15 protein-coding genes are annotated in these 18,519 nt (G+C 57.8%); 7 read left to right on the top strand and 8 right to left on the bottom strand.

Features of this window, described 5'->3' with window-relative positions; translation table 11 throughout:
- Positions 1-222 precede the first annotated feature (222 nt).
- From RO22_RS02710 to lptF, 6 genes are all read right to left on the bottom strand, one after another.
- Entirely contained in the window at positions 223-2,394 is a 2,172-nt protein-coding gene (locus RO22_RS02710; protein WP_041157539.1) for an esterase-like activity of phytase family protein, read from the bottom strand.
- A gap of 339 nt (positions 2,395-2,733) precedes the next feature.
- The gene (gene bfr, locus RO22_RS02705; protein WP_009288515.1) at positions 2,734-3,216 is read right to left on the bottom strand and encodes a bacterioferritin; all 483 of its coding nucleotides are present in this window, start codon (positions 3,214-3,216) and stop codon (positions 2,734-2,736) included.
- 191 nt (positions 3,217-3,407) lie between these two features.
- Positions 3,408-3,614 carry a (2Fe-2S)-binding protein gene (locus RO22_RS02700; RefSeq protein WP_008959830.1) on the bottom strand — a complete coding sequence of 69 codons (207 nt, stop codon included), beginning with the start codon at positions 3,612-3,614 and terminating at the stop codon, positions 3,408-3,410.
- A 168-nt stretch (positions 3,615-3,782) separates the two neighbouring features.
- Positions 3,783-4,256 (bottom strand): RDD family protein, encoded by a 474-nt coding sequence (locus tag RO22_RS02695; protein ID WP_041157538.1) that lies wholly within the window; start codon positions 4,254-4,256, stop codon positions 3,783-3,785.
- A gap of 65 nt (positions 4,257-4,321) precedes the next feature.
- Positions 4,322-5,386 (bottom strand): LPS export ABC transporter permease LptG, encoded by a 1,065-nt coding sequence (lptG, locus tag RO22_RS02690; RefSeq protein ID WP_041157537.1) that lies wholly within the window; start codon positions 5,384-5,386, stop codon positions 4,322-4,324.
- Positions 5,386-6,465, bottom strand: coding sequence for an LPS export ABC transporter permease LptF (gene lptF / locus RO22_RS02685; protein ID WP_027957799.1), 1,080 nt, complete (start codon positions 6,463-6,465; stop codon positions 5,386-5,388). Before lptF ends, lptG begins: the two co-directional genes overlap by 1 nt.
- A gap of 146 nt (positions 6,466-6,611) precedes the next feature.
- Between lptF and RO22_RS02680 the strand changes: the two genes are divergently transcribed.
- The 3 genes from RO22_RS02680 to RO22_RS02670 all read left to right on the top strand — a co-directional run bounded on the left by RO22_RS02680 (position 6,612) and on the right by RO22_RS02670 (position 9,927).
- Complete coding sequence (locus RO22_RS02680) at positions 6,612-8,132, top strand: leucyl aminopeptidase (protein WP_041157536.1); 1,521 nt, start codon at positions 6,612-6,614, stop codon at positions 8,130-8,132.
- Positions 8,133-8,298: 166 nt separating this feature from the next.
- Positions 8,299-9,396 carry a branched-chain amino acid aminotransferase gene (locus RO22_RS02675; protein WP_041157535.1) on the top strand — a complete coding sequence of 366 codons (1,098 nt, stop codon included), beginning with the start codon at positions 8,299-8,301 and terminating at the stop codon, positions 9,394-9,396.
- Positions 9,397-9,495: 99 nt separating this feature from the next.
- Positions 9,496-9,927: a DNA polymerase III subunit chi gene (locus RO22_RS02670; RefSeq protein WP_041157534.1), complete on the top strand. Its 432-nt coding sequence runs from the start codon at positions 9,496-9,498 to the stop codon at positions 9,925-9,927.
- 102 nt (positions 9,928-10,029) lie between these two features.
- Here RO22_RS02670 and RO22_RS02665 read toward each other — a convergent pair whose 3' ends face one another.
- The gene (locus RO22_RS02665; protein WP_027957794.1) at positions 10,030-10,488 is read right to left on the bottom strand and encodes a Spy/CpxP family protein refolding chaperone; all 459 of its coding nucleotides are present in this window, start codon (positions 10,486-10,488) and stop codon (positions 10,030-10,032) included.
- Positions 10,489-10,649: 161 nt separating this feature from the next.
- Here RO22_RS02665 and RO22_RS02660 point away from each other — a divergent pair, with 161 nt between their 5' ends.
- The 4 genes from RO22_RS02660 (at position 10,650) to RO22_RS02645 (ending at position 17,730) form a co-directional block, all read left to right on the top strand.
- Entirely contained in the window at positions 10,650-11,843 is a 1,194-nt protein-coding gene (locus tag RO22_RS02660) for an MFS transporter (protein WP_041157533.1), read from the top strand.
- A gap of 95 nt (positions 11,844-11,938) precedes the next feature.
- On the top strand, positions 11,939-14,785 hold the full coding sequence (locus RO22_RS02655; protein ID WP_041157532.1) for a valine--tRNA ligase: 2,847 nt from the start codon (positions 11,939-11,941) through the stop codon (positions 14,783-14,785).
- An 85-nt stretch (positions 14,786-14,870) separates the two neighbouring features.
- Entirely contained in the window at positions 14,871-16,622 is a 1,752-nt protein-coding gene (locus tag RO22_RS02650; RefSeq protein ID WP_041157531.1) for a chloride channel protein, read from the top strand.
- Positions 16,612-17,730: an ABC transporter substrate-binding protein gene (locus RO22_RS02645; protein ID WP_041157530.1), complete on the top strand. Its 1,119-nt coding sequence runs from the start codon at positions 16,612-16,614 to the stop codon at positions 17,728-17,730. Before RO22_RS02650 ends, RO22_RS02645 begins: the two co-directional genes overlap by 11 nt.
- 248 nt (positions 17,731-17,978) lie before the next feature.
- Here RO22_RS02645 and RO22_RS02640 read toward each other — a convergent pair whose 3' ends face one another.
- Complete coding sequence (locus RO22_RS02640) at positions 17,979-18,494, bottom strand: GNAT family N-acetyltransferase (RefSeq protein WP_041157529.1); 516 nt, start codon at positions 18,492-18,494, stop codon at positions 17,979-17,981.
- Positions 18,495-18,519: the final 25 nt, after the last annotated feature.

Here is an 18,519-nt window from a genome sequence, read left to right as displayed (position 1 = left end):
GCGCTCCATAAAGTTACCGCCACACTCTCTTCACAGGACGCTCTTCACAAGACACTCTCCACACAAGAGTCACGCCACAAAAAAGGGCACACATCAGCCACATAACCGTGTTTGATGCGTGCCCTCGCTTTTTCTCCTATCTCTTTTATCCTACCTTTTCTCCCCTACTCCTCATGTTTATCGCTTCCATGCTGCTGCGGTATAGACGAATACAGCCAGGGACTACTTCAGCGGTATCGACCAGAAGTAGGTCTCGCCGGAACTATCGTCCACACCGTCGTTGTCACTGACCAGCCAAGCGCGGCCCTCAGCATTGATCGCCATTCCTTCAATCTTGTCCACCACAAAGCCATTGTAGCTGGCCAGATCGGGGATCAGGTCGCGTACTAGCTGTTTCTCGACCACTGGTAGCTCACCGCCCAGCGGGGCGGGTTGCAGGCCGTCGAGGGCAACGCGGGTCACTTGCTTAACCTTAGCCTCGGCGCCGATCTGGTTGTCGCGCTCGATCAGATACAGCCAATCGCCATGGGCAGTGATTTCGGAGAGGCCAATCCAACCCTGTTCCACGTTATCCAGCTGGTAATGAGCAGCGCCCCACTCGCCACTGTCGATATCAAAACGCAGCAGCTTGACCATGCCTTCGGGGTCATCCTTCCAAGGGCGCTGCACCGCCAGCCACAGTTGATCATCAATGCGCGTGACGCCTTCTAATCCCCACTTCAATGCCTGTTGAGCGAGCGCCTCGGGCAGTGCAATTCCTTGGATAATCTCGCCGTCGGAACCCACATGATAAAGGGTGTTGGCAAGGCCTTTGTCGTTACCTTCGGACGCGACCCAGAAGCCACCTTCACCATCGGTGGTAATGCCTTCCATATCCAGCCCTAGCGCAGGTTCACCATTGCGGGTCACGTCCAGTACTGCCGTAATCCGCGCCGGGGAGGCTGAGGGGTCGATGGTAAAGATGCGCGGCTGGGCGCTGTAGAAGCTGTCGTTGACCGCGTAGAGCATGTCATCAGCGGCGACCAAACCGGAAAGTGCGCCCCAGCCGATCAGTTCATCAGCGCCCGCCGAGGTCAGGGTGGGATAGACCGCTGGCGCATCCTGGTATTGATAAATCATGACATGGGCGCGGGGGCCGCCGTCTTCGCCCAGATCCCCTTCATTGGCGGTGGCTAACAGGCCACGGCTGGGAATCGCCACGGCGCCTTCGGGAGACAGGCCCGAGGGCAGTAGCTGGGTGAGCTGCGGTTCGGCCAGGTTGCTAGCGTCATAAACGCCCACCAGCGAGCCGCGCTCGGAGAGCAGGAAGACATAGGGCGTACCTTCGAACACCGCAAACTCCATCCCCTCCGGCTCGCTGCCTTTGGCATCCGAACGCTTATCGGGGTAGTGACCCGCTTCAATCACCGCGCGCTCGAATGAAGTACCTGACTCGTATACCACCTCGCCACGCTTGTTGAAGATCGTCCAGCCGCGCGCGCCGCCATCCATATCGCCTTCGTTGGCAATAGCGAAGTGGTCGTTGTCGATCCACTTCAGCGCATCCGGCTCGCGCAGGCGCTCGGCTTGCTGCTCGTTGAAGATCAGTGCACCGTCATCGCTGGCGTCAATGCCGTCCAGGTCGACAGTCCCGGCGCTGAAATCCGCCACCACCTTACCGGCGTAGTCGAGCACCACCAGGTGGTTGTTCTCCTGCACGGTCACGACGGTCTCACCCAGGGTGTTGATATCGACAAACTCCGGCTCGGGATCCTCGGGGGCGATCTCGGCGAGCCCGGTTACGTCGGCGTAGAGCAGGCTGTCACAGTTAGCCAGCCCTTCCGCATTGATCTTCACCAGTGCCACGGAACCGCCGGGCATCTGCGGTACACGTCCATCGCCCGCCTCTTCGTCGCGTTCGTTCTCAATGGCGACAGCGACAAAGCGCCCATCGGGGGCCGCAGCGGAAGCTACACTATCGGGCTGTCCGTCCAGCGGGCAGGAGGCGAGTATCTCGCCACTGGCTAAATCGACCGTGCGCAGCTCACCGGAAGGCTCGCTGTAGGAAACCGATGTATTCACTCCGACATAGGCCATATTGCCGAGCACCGATACGGCCGTAGGCTCGCCGTCCATAACGATATTACCCAGCGGTTGCGGATTAGCCGGGTCACTGATATCGATGCGCCCGATCACGCCCAGCGGGCTATCGGTATACACCAGCGTCATGCCATCACCGGAGGCAGCAATGATTTCAGGCGCGGTCTCGCGTGTACGATCCTCGCCCTCAGCCATATTATCGGGAACCGCAAAGCTGGCGATGCGGTTGAAATGTTTATCTGCCGCGCCTGCCGCTTGCGTGGCGGCCAGCACAACAGCCAGCGCCAACAGGGTTGGTCTGCGTTTGAGTATCATGATGGAGTTAATCCCTTGCCTAAGCTTAAGAAACGACTGATTAAGTTATTAAACTTGCTATGTCCGATTAACCATCCAACATCATAACGATGTCAGGCTTATGACACTCACTGGCTAAGTTAGCGCCGTTGGCTATCGGCACACCTCAGCGCGAAATCCAGGTTGCCGCAAAAATGTTAGATGGGTAAGTAGTGAAGGAACGCATAGGGGAAAAGGGAAGCAGGAAAATCGATAGGTTAAAGGAGACCTTAGAACGAAAGCAGCCAGTCAGTTAGCCCTGACTGGCTGCTTTTTAGCTAGTTTTGGTTGCTAGCTTCTATACATACGCACGATAGCGTTTTACTCGTCGCCTGCCATCTGCATTTGGCGTTGCATGTAATTCTGAATACCCACCTTGTCGATCAAACCAAGTTCCGTTTCGATGTGGTCGATATGGTCTTCTTCGTCGGCGAGCAGGTCACGCAGCATATCGCGAGTCACGTAATCTTTAACGCTTTCGCAATAGGTGATCGCTTCGATGTAGTCGTTGCGGCCGTCGTGCTCAATTTTTAGATCGCTTTCGAGCATCTCTTTGACGTTTTCGCCGATGTGCAGCTTGCCCAGGTCTTGCAGGTTGGGGATACCTTCGAGGAACAGGATACGCTCGATGATCTTGTCAGCGTGCTGCATCTCTTCGATGGACTCATCGTATTCCCATTTGGCGAGGGCTTTCAGACCCCAATCTTTATACATTTTGGCGTGCAAAAAGTACTGATTGATCGCAACCAGTTCGTTGCCGAGCGCCTTATTAAGATGCTCAATAACCTTCGTATCACCTTTCATAACGTCACCTTTTCTACTGTAATGCTGATGTTTAATCTAGTTTAGACAATACGATCAAGCAGTTACGTTTGGAGAAGAGTATAGGCGCAAATAGCTATACCCCCAGCGTTTCTGAGAGTATAGATAAGATGACTAAAAGTTCAAGCAAATCAGTTATTTGCTAAAGATAACCCTAACAATAGTGATTCGCGTCACACGGCGTAGGCAAGGCCCATATCGGCTTCTTGACGTGCTTCCTGAACGGCATCGCGGGTAATTGATTTAGCGTAGCACGCGCACTTACCGCACTGCGTTGCGCAGCCGGTTGCTTCGCGTACTTCTCGCCAGCTGCGCGCTCCGTCGCTAACGTGCTGGCGAATCTGATGGTCGGTTACTCCCTTGCACACGCAAACGTACATGGCGACACCTCATAGAAATCATGAGATGAATGTAAATGATTCGCATACATCTTATCAAGTAGAAATTACTGCTCTTTGCTAGCCATTCGTCTTAGCAAATATGAAGAGCGCGATAAGATATTGTCGAAGCGACGCTTTTTCCAAAAAAATGGCCGATACCCGGTAAAATTATTTTTTCGGCAAAACCACCGTTTGCGTGTTGGAAGCAATATCCGGCCAGCTACGCCGCTGTTTATCGAACAGCACCCATAAGTAGCCCAAACCAAATGCCAGTAGCGAGAACCACGCCACCGCGCAGCGGATAAGGCACTGCTTCAAGTTCAGTGAATACCCGTCTACCGTTTGCACCCGTAAACGCCACGCCTGCATACCCAAGGTCATACCACCGCGCGACCAGGAGAAAACAAAAAACAGCGTGACAAAAAACACCAGCAAGAGCTGCAAACTCAAAACATCGCTGGCCGTAGTGCCAATCTCTTCGGGCTGCTGACCAAGCACATAGCGGAAAAACAGCATATGCACGACGGTCACCGCAATCCAAATCGCGGTGACCAAAAAGCCGTCATACAGCATGGCACCCAATCGTCGGCCAAGGCCGGCTGGCCATACGCTGTCCAGCTGAGTAAAGCGTCGTGTTTGCATAGTTCTCTCGTGGTTGCTGGCTGTTTCTAGACGATACGAGGCTGTGATGGCTAACTATTGCGGCATTAACCGTTGCGACGTAGAAAGTAGATCCCGACCCCGGCGCACGCCAGTGTCGGCACCAGCACCGCCCAGACGGGTGAAAAGCCAAATATCGTCGAGGCGGGCGCCAGTAGATCCTGAACGTACTTAAAGCTCAGCCCAGTGACAACGCCATAAAACACCCGAGTACCAGCGGCCACGGTGCGCAGCGGGCCAAATACAAAGGAGGCGGCAATCAGCACCAGCGACCCCATGGTGATCGGCATCAGCATCTTCTGCCAAAAATAGAGCAGTGCCTGATCATTCTGCAGGTTCTGCTCTTCAAGGAACTGGGCATAGGCCCAAAGCTCGCTGGGCGCCTGACTCTCAATATCGCGCAGCAGCCTCTCTAGCTGGGTGGGGGTGAAAGAGGTGTCCCAGCCCATGCTTGCCGTCTGCTCAGACTCAGTGTGATCGTCAAAAATACGCGTGGTGGCGACGTTTTCCAAACGCCAGGCATCGTTTTCCCAGTGTGCGCGCTGAGCGTAAGTGGCTTCGACCAGTTGGCGGTCATCAAAGCGATAGCGGGTTAAATCGAGCACGACGTTATCCGCGCGAATCGCCCCAAAACGGTAGACGCTGTCGCCCTCTATCTGCCAGCCGCTGCGACTGGTCAACACGGCGCCTTCACCCTGGAGTTTTTCCAGCCGCCACGCCTCGGCATACTGCTCGGTGCGTGGGCTAACGTATTCGGCAACTAACAGCACCACGACCACGACCACCAGCACGGGTTTCATCACCCCCCACACAATGCGCGCCAGAGAACGCCCAGCGGCGCGCATAACGGTAAGCTCATTGCTGGAAGCCATGCTGCCTAAACCAATCAGCGCGCCAATTAATACGGCTACCGGGGCGTACTGATAGAATCGCCAAGGCGTGCGCATTAGCAGGTAAAGCAGCGCATCGAAGGCGGTATAGCCCGCCTGCACATCGCCTAAATCATCGATATAAGCGATGGTAATATCCAACCCCAGCAGCACGAACTGAACGACGATAATGGCCGCCAGCACGTTGCGGGCGATATAACGATCAAGACGGTCAAGCACCATTAGCGCATCCCCTTGCGTTGCGAGCGCCATAGCAATAATAGGCCCAGCCCTAAAAACAGCCCATGGACTGGCCACACGCCCAGCGTGGTGGACCAAGTGCCACTGCCAATCGCATCGACAACCGCGAGTAGCAGACTAAGATAGGCGACGTATAAAAATACCGCGGGCAGCAGTTTGCCAAAGCGCCCCTGGCGGGGATTAACCCGGGAAAGCGGCTGCGCCATCAAGGCCAGCACAAACACCATAAGCGGGAGCCCTGCCCGCCACTGCCACTGGGCTTGGGCACGGGGGCTTGGATTACTCCATAGCGCAGGCGTAGTGGCGTACTCCAGTGAATCCAGTTCCTGCCGGTCGCGATTCAGCCCTAGTCGCAATGTATAACGCTCAAACGTTAGCCGCTCGGCGCTCTTATCGCCCGGCGTCACCCCGTAGCGCTCACCGTCATCCAACACCAGAAAACGGCTACCCGTTTCGAGGCGGGTTTCCTGATAGCCCGATGCCGCCCGGGTAACGTAGTCGTGAGTACCTTCGTCGCCTTGTTGGTTCTGCTCGTGCACCAGCACATCCTGCATTTCCGTTCCGTCGCTTGAGAAGCTGCCGATGTAAGCGGTACGGCCACCGCCGAACTCTTGAAAGCGCCCCGGCGCCAACACGGAAACATCCAGGCGACTGCGCTGTTCTTCCAGCGCGGTCTCGGTTTGCAGCGCCCCAAAAGGCGTTAGCCACAGGCTGCAGACACCGACCAGTACCGCGACGACGCTGGCGGGCAGCAAAGTCACTTTCAACAATCGCGTGGGACTCATCCCACAGGCGACCATCACGGTGATTTCGCTGTTCATATAGAGCTGCCCGTAGGCGAGCAGGATGCCTAGAAAAAACGACAGCGGTAGAATCAGTTCCATAAAGCCAGGCAGGTGAAACATCATCAGACTGCCTAGCATGGTGACGGGAATATCGCCCTCCGCCGCGTCCGAAAAATAGCGGATAAAGCGGCTGCCCATAATCACCAGCAGTAGAATGCCAGCGACTGCCGACATGGTGAGTAACACTTCGCGAGTTAGATATCGAAATAAAATCAACGCGCTCTCCGGCTAGTCGTGCAGGATGCCATGCAATAAGCGTATGGCTTGGGTACACTAATCAAACTATTTTCAGTCCCTTTTCAAAATCAAAAGCAACGGGGCATTATCCCGAATCCCTCGATGCTTGTCTTGTTGGAGACGTCATGGAATTTTCCATTCAGACCGCGAACCCAGCCAAAGCTGAAACACCCTGCCTTTTGGTGCCGGTTTATAAAGGTGGTGACTTCCTGCCCACCGTTGCCAAACTGGACGACGCCAGCGAGCGCCTGATTGGCCAATTGCTCGAACGCGGCGACTTTGACGCAGCACTGGGCAACGTGCAACTGGTACCCTTTGCGCCAGGCCTGGGGGCCGAACGCATTTTGCTGGTGGGCTTGGGAGAGCGCGAAAAATGCCAGGAAGCGGCCTTCATCAAGGCGCTGGATGCGGCCATGACAGCGCTAGTGAAACTGCCTATTGACGAAGCCAGCGTAGTATTTAGCGATGTTCCGTTGACTGACCGCGATGCGGCCTGGAAAGCGCGCAAGGTAATGGAAGCTACGGAGCGGGCTATCTATCGCTTTGATCAGTTCAAATCCTCGCCCGCGCCAGCCCCCAGCCTTGCCAAGCTGACGTTAATTATCACCGATGCCGACGCTGTCCCGCAGGTTAAGCAGGGTGCGTTAGTGGGCAACGCTATTGGCCAAGGCATCAACTACACCCGCACGCTGGGCAACCTGCCCGGCAACGTCTGTACGCCCAGCTATTTAGCCGAGCAGGCAGAGCAGTTGGGTCGCGACTCACAAGGCGCGCTCGAGGTCGAGATTCTCGATGAAGAAGCGCTGGAAGCCCTGGGCGCAGGCTCGCTACTATCCGTAGGCCGCGGCAGCAAAGAGCCGACACGCCTGATCGTTATGAAGTACCAGGGCGCCGAAGAAAGCGAAGAAGCACCCCATGTATTGGTAGGCAAAGGCATTACTTTTGATACCGGCGGTATTTCGCTCAAGCCCGGCGAAAGCATGGACGAAATGAAGTTCGATATGTGCGGCGCCGCCAGCGTGTTCGGCACCGTCAAAGCGGTATTGGCGATTAAACCCAAGCTCAACCTGGTATTTATTGTTGCCGCCGCGGAAAACATGCCAGATGGCAATGCCACCAAGCCCGGCGACATCATCAAAACCCTCAAAGGTTTGACCGTCGAAGTGCTTAACACCGACGCGGAAGGCCGCCTGGTGCTGTGCGATGCACTCACCTACGCCGAGCGCTTTACTCCCGCCAGCGTAGTGGATATCGCCACTCTCACCGGCGCGGTGATTATTGGCCTGGGCCACCACGCCACCGGCCTGCTCTCCAACGACGATGACCTAGCGCTGGATCTATTAGACGCAGGTGAAGGGGCTTGGGATCGCGCTTGGCACCTGCCGCTTTGGGATGAGTACCAAGAGCAGCTTGAGTCCAACTTTGCCGACCTGGCCAATATTGGTGGCCGCCCGGCAGGCACGATTACCGCTGCGTGCTTTTTATCGCACTTTGCCGATCACTTCCCCTGGGCACACCTGGATATCGCCGGAACCGCTTGGCACTCCGGCAAGCAAAAAGGCGCCACCGGGCGTCCCGTTGGGCTGTTAACCCAGTACCTGCTTGACCGTGAAGCAGACGCCCAAGTAGAAAATAGCGACGTCTAAGACCACAATCAGGCAATCAACGGTTGCCTTTATTTGACGCAACCGTTACACCTAAACCCATTAGCGTGTGCCTTATCTCAAGGCACACGCTACGACCACTTTAACGCTTATATTACGACGCCTATATTTGCCCTTCAGGGCTTGGATCAAGTAGAGAGAACATGCCGTGCCCACTAACTTTGAGATTCTGCCATCCAACCAGCCGATAGCCGATGAGATCCGTGACAACATTCTCAAAAACCCCGGCTTTGGCAAACACTTTACCGATCACATGGCCCATGTGCGCTGGACCGTTGACGCCGACTGGCACGGCCACCAAGTGCGCCCTTACGGCCCGCTAACGCTGGATCCCGCTGCCTCTGTGCTGCATTACGGCCAGGAGATTTTTGAGGGCATCAAAGCTTATCGCCACGCCGACGGCTCTATCTGGACATTCCGCCCAGAGAAAAACGCCGAACGTTTTCGCCGCAGTGCCCGTCGTTTGGCGCTGCCGGAGCTGTCCGACGAAGACTTTATCGGCTCGCTGAAAGCGCTATTAGCGCAAGATCACGCCTGGGTGCCCACGCCTGCCAGCGCATCTGACGAGTGCAGCCTCTACCTGCGTCCGTTTATGATCGCCTCAGAAGCCTTCTTGGGCGTACGCCCCGCCCATGAGGTGGACTACTACGTGATCGCCTCCCCCGCGGCGGCGTACTTTAAAGGCGGCATTGCCCCGGTATCAATCTGGCTCTCGTCTAACTACAAGCGCGCAGCCCCCGGCGGCACCGGCTTCGCCAAGTGTGGCGGTAACTACGCCGCCTCATTGGCCGCGCAGAAAGAAGCCGAAGCCCACCAGTGTGGTCAGGTCGCTTTCCTCGATGCCGCTGAAAACAAGTGGGTGGAAGAACTCGGCGGCATGAACCTGTTCTTCGTCTTCAAAGACGGCCGCTTGGTGACCCCGCGCCTGACCGACACGATTTTGGAAGGCGTGACCCGCAACTCGGTACTAACCCTGGCGAAAGATGAAGGCCTAACGCCGGAAGAGCGCCCGATTAGCATTGACGAATGGCGCGAAGGCGCGGCGTCTGGCGAGATCACCGAGATCTTTGCCTGCGGTACCGCCGCGGTCATCACTCCGGTAGGTGAACTGGTCACTGAAAACGAGCGTATCAAGCTCACGGCGGGTGGCAACAACGAGGTCGCCATGCGACTGCGTACCAAGCTGCTCGACCTGCAGTACGGCCGCAGTGAAGATAAGTATGGCTGGCTTACCCAGCTGGTTTAAGCGGTTTTAAAGCCAACGCTTATCCTTTCAGCACCGCCGCACTCTTGCGGCGGTGCTGTTTGCCATCGACGTATCTGAAACCGCTTACCTGGAACCGCTATGGCGCGTATTGATTTCTATATCCTGCCCGATACCACCCTGGAAGCGCGCTTGCAGTTTGCCTGCAAACTGGCCGAGACCATCTGGCGCAAAGGCTACCGCCTGCACCTGCACTGCGAAGACAAAGCCCTCGCCGAGCAGGCCGATAGCGCGCTGTGGAATTTCCGCCCAGACGCCTATTTACCCCATGCCCTGGAAGATAGCGAGATGGCCGCCAGCGTACCAATCACGCTAGGCTGGCAGCAGTTGCCGGTTCCGACAGAAGAAACCGCGCTGCTTAATCTGCACCCGGAAATACCCGAAGGCGTAGAGCGCTACGCACGAATTGCCGAGATCATCAATCAGCACCAACAAGTGCTGATCGCCAAACGCGCCTGCTGGCAGCGCTATAAAGAACTGGGCCATGAGGTCGTGCCGCATAAATTGGGGTAAATGGCCGAGGAGACCCTACACCCTAAACACGTGACCCCGCACTTGGCGGGGCCGTCAACAGAGTTGGGCAATCGTTGTCAGTGCGCCCCAGGCGTCTTTGCCTTAGCCACCCTGTTGCTGCATCTGCTCCTGCATCTGTTGTTGCATTTGCTCCTGCCGTTGAGCCATGGCTTCGTCAAGTTGTTCGCGCTGTTCTTGAGTGAATACGCCTTCGATCTGAGACTGTAAGATGATGCTATCAGCGGTCATCTCGGCCGTTAGGTCACCAAGGCGCTCCGCGTCCGCACGAATGGCAGCTTCATCGTAATCGGGCTGAACCTGCTCGCCGAGTTGCTGTTGCAACTGCCGGGCTTCCTGCTCCTTGCCACTGATTTTATCTTGCATCTGGGTCAAGAGGTTGCTCATCTCTTCTTTCTGGCCTTCATCCAGATCGACCATTTCGTCAAGTTGATCAACTTGGTCATCGACACTGGGGGTGCCACCAGCCATTTGCTGGGCCATGGCGGGAACACTGAATGCCAGTGCTGCAACTGCAGGAAGGAAAAGCTTGGCTACGTGCATAAAAACTCCAATTGCGAACAAATTTGTACTTCCTGCCCGACGAATCCTGACGGGCCTCGTGGTCCGACACTGCTGTTTTTAAAAAATTCGTCGTAACGGTAAATTGTTGATTACCATTAGCGGGCTCTGGCTGCGCCCTTTGCCCTCATGGAGACGTAAACGTGTTCACGCGCTACCCGCTTGTTACGATTGTCATCGCCCAACTGTTTGGCACCTCACTGTGGTTTAGCGTCAATGGCGTTGGCTTGGCGCTTCAGGATGCGGTAGGCCTTAGCGAAAGCGATTTGGGTCTGCTCACCATCGCCGTTCAGGCCGGGTTTATTAGCGGCACGCTATTGATTGCCACCACCGGCCTTGCCGACCGCATTCGCGCCAGCCACCTGTTTGCGATTTCTGCCGTTCTCGGCGCACTGATCAACGCCGCCTTTATTGGCGTGGCCGAGAGCGTAACGCTCGCCGCTGTTGCGCGCTTTGCGACCGGGCTTTGCCTGGCGGGGATTTATCCGCTAGGCATGAAGCTGGTAGTGAGCTGGACACCCAGCCACGCCGGCGCCGCGCTGGGTTGGCTGGTGGGCATGCTGACCCTGGGCATTGCCTCGCCGCACCTGCTGCGCGGTTTAACGCTGCATTTACCCTGGCAGTGGCCGCTGCTGCTGGCGTCACTGCTGGCGCTGGCCGCTGCGCTTATGATTTTCAAGCTGGGCGTTGGCCCCCACCTGCCAGCCACCGCCAAAAGCGGCCGCCCCTGGGCAGGCCTGGCCGCTTTCAAACAGCCCCGCTTTCGTGCCGCCGCACTGGGTTATTTCGGCCACTGCTGGGAGCTTTACGCCCTTTGGGCGCTGGTGCCGTTTCTGGTCGCCCGGGAGCTGGAGCGCTTGGGTGCTGCAAACAGCGCTCAACCATGGCTAAGTTTTGCGGTGATCGCATTGGGCTTACCGGGCTGCGTGCTCGCAGGCAAATGGAGCCGCCAGATTGGCAGCGATCGAGTGGCCTGCGTGGCATTGGCAACCTCCGGTACGCTCTGTTTAGTTTATCCCCTGCTGGGCGGCGCCTCGCCCTGGCTGCTGCTGATGCTACTCGGCGTATGGGGCGTTAGCGTTATTGCCGACTCCGCGCAGTTCTCTGCGCTGGCCAGCGCCACGGCTCCACCCGAGCGGCTAGGCGCAGCGCTGGCGATGATGAACGCTATCGGCTTTGGGCTGACCATTCCTTCCATCGCACTGGTCACCGCACTGTGGTCGAGCCAGTCGCTGGCGGTCATTTGGTGGCTATTGCCGGGCCCCATCCTCGGGCTAATCGCCATGCGCGGATTTTCTGCCCATACGGTCACGGTCAGTGTCGATAATCGAGCATGAGTAGCCCCTGACGATCAATGCGCTATCGCGGTATACTCTTGCACTATATATTTTCAAACTTTGTACATTTCTCGCCAGCCGTGAGCCAACTCTCCATGGAAAAGACCTACCAACCCGAACAGATCGAAACCCGCTGGTACGAGCGCTGGGAAGCCGACAACCGTTTTGCGCCCTCCGGTCAGGGCACGCCTTTTTCGATCATGATTCCACCGCCCAATGTGACCGGCAGCCTGCACATGGGCCATGCGTTCCAGGACACCATTATGGATACCCTGACGCGCTGGAAACGGATGCAGGGCAATAACACCCTGTGGCAGGTAGGCACCGACCACGCCGGTATCGCGACGCAGATGCTGGTGGAGCGCAAGATTGCGGCTGAAGAGGGCAAAACCCGCCACGACCTTGGCCGCGATGCGTTTATCGACAAGGTGTGGGAGTGGAAACACGAATCCGGCGGCCATATTACCCGCCAGCTGCGCCGTATGGGCGCTAGCGTCGACTGGTCTCGCGAACGCTTCACCATGGACGACGGCTTCTACAAAGCGGTACAAGAAGTGTTTGTGCGCCTGCACGAAGAGAAGTTGATCTATCGTGGCAAGCGCTTGGTCAACTGGGATCCGACACTGCACACCGCCATTTCTGACCTGGAAGTGGAGAACAAAGAGCAGCAGGGCAGCTTCTGGCATTTCCGCTACCCGCTGGCGGACGGCGTCAAAACCGACGATGGCAAGGATTACCTCGTAGTCGCCACCACCCGCCCGGAGACCCTGCTGGGCGATACCGGTGTGGCGGTGAATCCAGACGATGAGCGCTACGCCTCTCTGGTCGGCAAGTTCATTGAGCTACCGCTGGTCGGTCGCCGAATTCCGGTGGTTGCTGACGAGCACGCCGATATGGAGAAAGGTTCGGGCTGCGTCAAGATCACCCCCGCCCACGACTTCAACGACTACGAGGTCGGCAAGCGCCAGAACCACCTGCTGATCAACGTCTTCTCCAAAGACGCGGCGATCCTTGAGCAGGCCGAGATCTTCGACCTGAAAGGACAGCCCCAGCCCGATGTAGACGCCACTCTGCCTGCCAAGTACGCAGGTCTCGACCGCTTTGAAGCGCGCAAGCAAATCGTTGCCGACATGGATGCCCTGGGCCTGCTAGAGCAAGTCGAAGCCGTTAACAACACCCTGCCTTATGGTGACCGTTCGGGCGATGTCATTGAGCCGCTGCTCACCGACCAGTGGTTTGTAGCCGTGGAGTCCCTCGCCAAGCCCGCCATCGAAGCGGTGGAAAATGGCGATATCCAGTTCGTGCCCAAGAACTACGAGAACATGTACTTCGCCTGGATGCGCGACCTGCAGGATTGGTGTATCTCCCGCCAGCTGTGGTGGGGCCACCGCATCCCGGCCTGGTACGACGAGGAAGGCAATATCTACGTTGCTCGTAGCGAAGCCGAGGCTCGCGAGAAGCATAAACTCGGCCCCGATGTCACCTTGACGCAAGATGAAGACGTACTCGATACCTGGTTCAGCTCAGGCCTGTGGACGTTCGGCACCCTCGGCTGGCCGGAAGAGACGCCGGAGCTGGAGACTTTCCACCCCAGCAGCGTGCTGGTCACCGGCTTTGACATCATCTTCTTCTGGGTTGCCCGGATGATCATGATGACCCTGAAGTTCACCAAACAGGTACCGTTCAAGACGGTTTACGTACACGGTTTGGTGCGCGACGGCCAAGGGCAGAAGATGTCCAAATCCAAGGGCAACGTACTCGACCCCATCGACCTGATCGACGGCATCACGCTGGATGAACTGCTCGAAAAGCGCACCGGCAATATGATGCAGCCGAAACAGGCCAAGGCGATTGCCAAAGCGACCAAGGACGAGTTCAAAGACGGTATTGAAGCCCACGGCACCGATGCGCTGCGCTTTACGTTCCTCTCCCAAGCCACCACCGGGCGTGATATCAAGTTTGATATGAGCCGCCTGGACGGCTACCGCAACTTCTGCAACAAGCTGTGGAACGCCTCGCGCTACGTGCTGATGAACGCCGAAGGCGAAGATTGCGGCACTGGTGGTGAAGAGGTTGAGCTTTCACTGGCCGACCGCTGGATTATCTCGCAGCTGCAGAAAACCGAAGCCCAGGTCACCAAGGCGATGGACGAGTACCGTTTCGACCACGCCTCCCAGGCGCTGTATGAGTTCGTCTGGAACGAGTACTGCGACTGGTACCTGGAGCTTTCCAAGCCTGTTTTGTGGGATGAAAATGCCACGGCAGAAGCCAAGCGCGGTACCCGCCGCACGCTGGTACGCGTACTCGAAGCGATTCTGCGCCTTGCTCACCCGATGATGCCTTATATTACCGAAGAGATCTGGCAGCGCGTGTCGCCGCTGGCAGGTGTGTATATGGGTGACGATGCGTCGATCATGCTGCAAGCCTGGCCAGAAGCCGACGAAAGCAAAATCGACGACCAGGCCAGCCTGGATATCGAGTGGTTGAAAGGCGTCATCATCGCCGTGCGTAACATCCGCGCCGAAATGAACATCGCCCCCGGCAAACCGCTTGACGTGCTGCTCACCAAAGGCAAGCCCGAAGACGCCGAGCGCCTGGAGAGCAACCGTCGCTTCCTTTCCAAACTCGCCAAGCTGGAAAGCGTTACCTGGCTTGAAAACCCAGACGATGCCCCACTCTCAGCCACGCAATTGGTGGGCGATATGGAAGTGCTGGTACCGATGGCGGATCTGATCGACAAAGACGCCGAAATCGCCCGCTTAAGCAAAGAGATTGAGAAGCAGGACAAGCTGATCGGCGGCATCGAGAAGAAGCTTAGCAACGACGGCTTTATCGCCAAAGCCCCGGTAGCGGTGGTGGATAAAGAGCGCGGCAAGCTGGCCGAATTCCAAGCCACCAAGCAGTTGCTGGAAGAACAGCGCGCTAAAATCTCAGCGCTGTAAGTCCTCCCCCGGCGCCAGGCAGCTCTGACGGCATGGCGCCGGCGCGCCGCTTGCCCGCTGATCGGATAGCGCCTATAACGGGTAAATGGACTCCCCCAGCACAGACAGCGTTTCGCCCCGACACCCCCTGGCAGTCTTGCGTTTCCTTGGCTTGGTACTCTTGGGCAGTGTCGTCGGCGGAGTGGCGGCTCTTGTAGCCGTTGGCTTCGTCAATGCGGTGGTATGGCTCAACGACCTGCTGTTGATCTCCCCCCGAGGCCAGATGATGGCTGCAGACACCTCTCTGGTGATACTGGCTACCCTGCTGGTGCCAACCCTTGGGGGGCTGCTCGTTGGTCAACTGCACCGCGGCCTGCCTGGGGGCCGCTCCCATACCCCTGCCGACGCCATCGCTGCCGTCCAGACCCGCCGAGGTCGCCTACCCGCCAAGGCTGGTGCTCTCTCAGCGTTAAGCGGTTTGGTGTCGTTAGGCGCAGGCGCCTCGGTGGGTCAGTACGGCCCCCTGGTACATCTCGGCGCGACTCTCGGCTCCCTAATCACACGCTTGCTGCGCCTGGGGCGCTCAGAGGACAATATCACTATCGCTTGCGGGGTAGCGGCAGCCATCGCTGCGGCCTTCAATGCGCCACTGGCGGGCATTGTCTTCGCCCACGAAGTCGTGCTACGCCACTATGCCCTGCGCGCCTTCGCGCCAGTGGCCGCCGCCGCCATCGTCGGCTATGTGCTGGCCACTCAGTTGCTTGCTCAGGGGACGCTGTTCCATATCACTGAGCCTGGCGTGCCTCAACCTTGGGAATTCGCCCTTTTCCTAGCCTTGGGTGGCCTAGGCGCCTTGGTGGCTGGAGGCTATATGCATGCCATTCTTGCCATGGGCCAGCTGGCCAAGCGGCTACCGCTGCCCACCAGCCTTCATCCCGCACTCGCCGGGGCTTTGCTCGGCCTAACGGCTCTTTGGGTACCCGATATTCTCGGCATGGGCCAAGAAACCCTGCGCTTCGCCACCTTGCCCGGGGCCTATAGCGGCGGCGAGCTGCTGATGGTACTGCTACTAAAGCTGGCCGCGACCGCTTTGTGCCTGGGGCTGGGCTTCGCTGGTGGTGTCTTCAGCCCAGCGCTGGTGATCGGCACCCTCTTCGGTGCCCTAGCCGGCACCCTGGTAGCGGAGCTGGGCGGTGGCCAGGAGACGTTTATCTTCTATGCGGTGTGCGGCATGGTCGCGGTCACCGCACCGGTTCTCGGCGCGCCTCTTACCACCCTGCTGATCGTCTTCGAACTTACCGGCAGTTATGCGTTGACCACCGCCGCCCTGGCCAGCGTCACGCTAGCCAATCCTCTGGCCGCCCAACTGTTCGGCCGCTCGCTATTCGATATTCAATTAGCCCGCCGTGGTTTGGATCTCTCCGCTGGCCGCAGCCGCGCCGTGCTCCAGGAGGCGCGGTTGACCGAGTTGATTAGTCATGATGCCGTCACCCTGGCCCCCGCGACCCCACTGAAAGCGGCCATCTCGCGCCTTAGTCAAGCGGGCCATGGCGAAGCTTATCTGGTGGACGGCCGAGGGCGCTACCAAGGCTGCGTGACCCTGGCGAGCCTGGAGACCTTCCGCGAAGGCAGCGAGGCCACAACCCTGGCCGACTGTCCCGAAACGCCCCGCCCAGTGCTAGATCCGCACGCCTCACTTTGGGAGGCAATGCAGCAGCTACAAAAGGTCACCGGCGAGGCCATCGCCGTCGTGGATGACGAACGGCGCTTCTTGGGGGTGGCCTATGAGTCGAGCATTGCTCGAGCCTTCTTGCATCACAGCGACGCCCTACGACGGGAGGAACACGGTGCTGGCTAGACGATTGATCCCAGGACTTCTGGCCGGGCTGCTCGTCCTGGCAACCCCCATCAGGGCGGAAGTGCCCGACACTGCCGACTCTCTGACGGTATTGAGCTGGGGCGGTGCCTACGAGCACGCCCAGCGCAGTGCCCTCTTCACACCCTTCACCGAGGCCCATGATGTACCGGTGGCAGTGGACAGCTATAACGGCGGCCTGACGGAACTGCGCCAGGCCGTGGCGGAGAACGATGTCCCCTGGGACGTACTCGATATGACCCGCAGCGAGGCCATGGCAGCCTGCGAAGAGGGCCTACTGGAGCCACTCCCCCCCGAGCTAGCCGCCCCAGCGCCGGACGGCACTCCGGCATCCCAAGACTTCTTTCCTGGCGCACTGGGTCGCTGTTTTATCAGCCATTCGATCTTTGCCACCGTCGTGGCCTATCGCCGTGATGCTTTCCCCGGGGAGCGCCCCACTCGCATCGCCGATCTCTTCGATCAACAGCGTTTCCCTGGCCCCCGGGCCTTACAGCGCACCCCCGCGGCTAATCTGGAGTGGGCGCTACTCGCCTACCGGGTTCCCCGGGAAGAACTCTACCGTCTGCTCAGTACCCGCCGCGGCCTGGACTTGGCCTTCGCCCGGCTGCAAAGCATCGACAATATCCACTGGTGGGAGGCCGGTGAAACCCCGGTGCGCCTGCTGGAGGAGGGCCAGGTGGTCATGGCTTCCGGCTACAATGGCCGCTTCTTCGCCGCCATGGTGGAGCGCGACCTGCCCATCGAGATCCTCTGGGACGGCCAGTTCCAGGAACACGAGACCTGGGCAATCCCCCGCGGTGCTCCTAATCCTGAGGCGGCTCAAGACTTTATCCACTTTGCCACCACCAGCGAGCGCCAAGTGGAACTAGCCCGGCATATCCCCTATGGCCCAACGCGACGCTCTGCTGCTATGCAGGTTACCACCCACCGCGACAGTGGCCTGGACATGCGCCTGCATATTCCCACCCACCCCATCAACGCCCAGGGTGCGGTGACCAAGGACGAGACTTGGTATGCCCGTACCCAGGAACGCATTGAGGCCCTCTTTCGCGAGACCCTGTTTCGTGAAGCCCTGACGACACAAGAATGAATGCGCAGTGCGGTTTCAAAAAATGGGCGGTTACAGTTAACGTGGCAATGCTGATAACCGTACTACGACATTGGGAACGAGGTGATCGCACTTCCCATGGTCCAGCGCTGGCATTACTGCATATCGTTGCCAAGGAACCAAAGGCGGTACTGAGAGCATTGGGCTAACAGAAATGCTCTTTTAAATTAAATTCGATATTTTTGAATTTGAAGCTGTCGGCTACTATGTCGGTTCACTCAGACTGAGTGTTATTGCGTATTACCCAACCGTTTAACCATTGGCTGCACCATAAGCGCGGAACCAACCCTCAGCGCTTCAAGCGGCCCCGTTGGAAGATATCCAGACGAGGTATAAAAACCAACTGCAGCTTCGTTGCTTGTTGTTACTGCGAGCTTTATACACTCACACCCTTTATTTACAGCCCAGGTACTAATTTCATCTAGAAGCGACTTGGCGACCCCCTTTCCACGCAGTGCAGGTGATACCCACATTTGGTAGATATGCGCCATTTTCGTATCGGGCTCATGTATTACCCCCCAGGCTAGGCCAACCGCTTGGCCCTCCAACTCAGCAATTAAGGGCAGAGCGTCCAGGCCTCGCCATTTCAGATCCAAGCGTGTCTGCCATTCAGTGTCTGAGAGCGTTACTTCCTGCTCGTAAGTTGAGCCAAAAGAGTCAGGCGCATCCTCAAGAGAGTTCAACCGCGCCAACTTATAAAGCTGCCAATCTTGCGGGGTTAATACTCTGCTCTTTACGTCACTCATGATCGAGATCTTCCTGCATGATGAT

Origin of the sequence: Halomonas sp. KHS3 (assembly GCF_000830495.1) — a bacterium.
GTDB classification, from domain to species: domain Bacteria; phylum Pseudomonadota; class Gammaproteobacteria; order Pseudomonadales; family Halomonadaceae; genus Vreelandella; species Vreelandella titanicae.
This window is presented reverse-complemented; position numbering and strand designations above follow the sequence as displayed.

Excerpts from the sequence above, each read along its gene's own strand:
- RO22_RS02710 (WP_041157539.1), bottom strand. The coding sequence starts at position 2,394 with ATGATACTCAAACGCAGACCAACCCTGTTGGCGCTGGCTGTTGTGCTG.
- bfr (WP_009288515.1), bottom strand. The coding sequence starts at position 3,216 with ATGAAAGGTGATACGAAGGTTATTGAGCATCTTAATAAGGCGCTCGGC.
- RO22_RS02700 (WP_008959830.1), bottom strand. The coding sequence starts at position 3,614 with ATGTACGTTTGCGTGTGCAAGGGAGTAACCGACCATCAGATTCGCCAG.
- RO22_RS02695 (WP_041157538.1), bottom strand. The coding sequence starts at position 4,256 with ATGCAAACACGACGCTTTACTCAGCTGGACAGCGTATGGCCAGCCGGC.
- lptG (WP_041157537.1), bottom strand. The coding sequence starts at position 5,386 with ATGGTGCTTGACCGTCTTGATCGTTATATCGCCCGCAACGTGCTGGCG.
- RO22_RS02680 (WP_041157536.1), top strand. The coding sequence starts at position 6,612 with ATGGAATTTTCCATTCAGACCGCGAACCCAGCCAAAGCTGAAACACCC.
- RO22_RS02670 (WP_041157534.1), top strand. The coding sequence starts at position 9,496 with ATGGCGCGTATTGATTTCTATATCCTGCCCGATACCACCCTGGAAGCG.
- RO22_RS02665 (WP_027957794.1), bottom strand. The coding sequence starts at position 10,488 with ATGCACGTAGCCAAGCTTTTCCTTCCTGCAGTTGCAGCACTGGCATTC.
- RO22_RS02655 (WP_041157532.1), top strand. The coding sequence starts at position 11,939 with ATGGAAAAGACCTACCAACCCGAACAGATCGAAACCCGCTGGTACGAG.
- RO22_RS02650 (WP_041157531.1), top strand. The coding sequence starts at position 14,871 with ATGGACTCCCCCAGCACAGACAGCGTTTCGCCCCGACACCCCCTGGCA.
- RO22_RS02640 (WP_041157529.1), bottom strand. The coding sequence starts at position 18,494 with ATGAGTGACGTAAAGAGCAGAGTATTAACCCCGCAAGATTGGCAGCTT.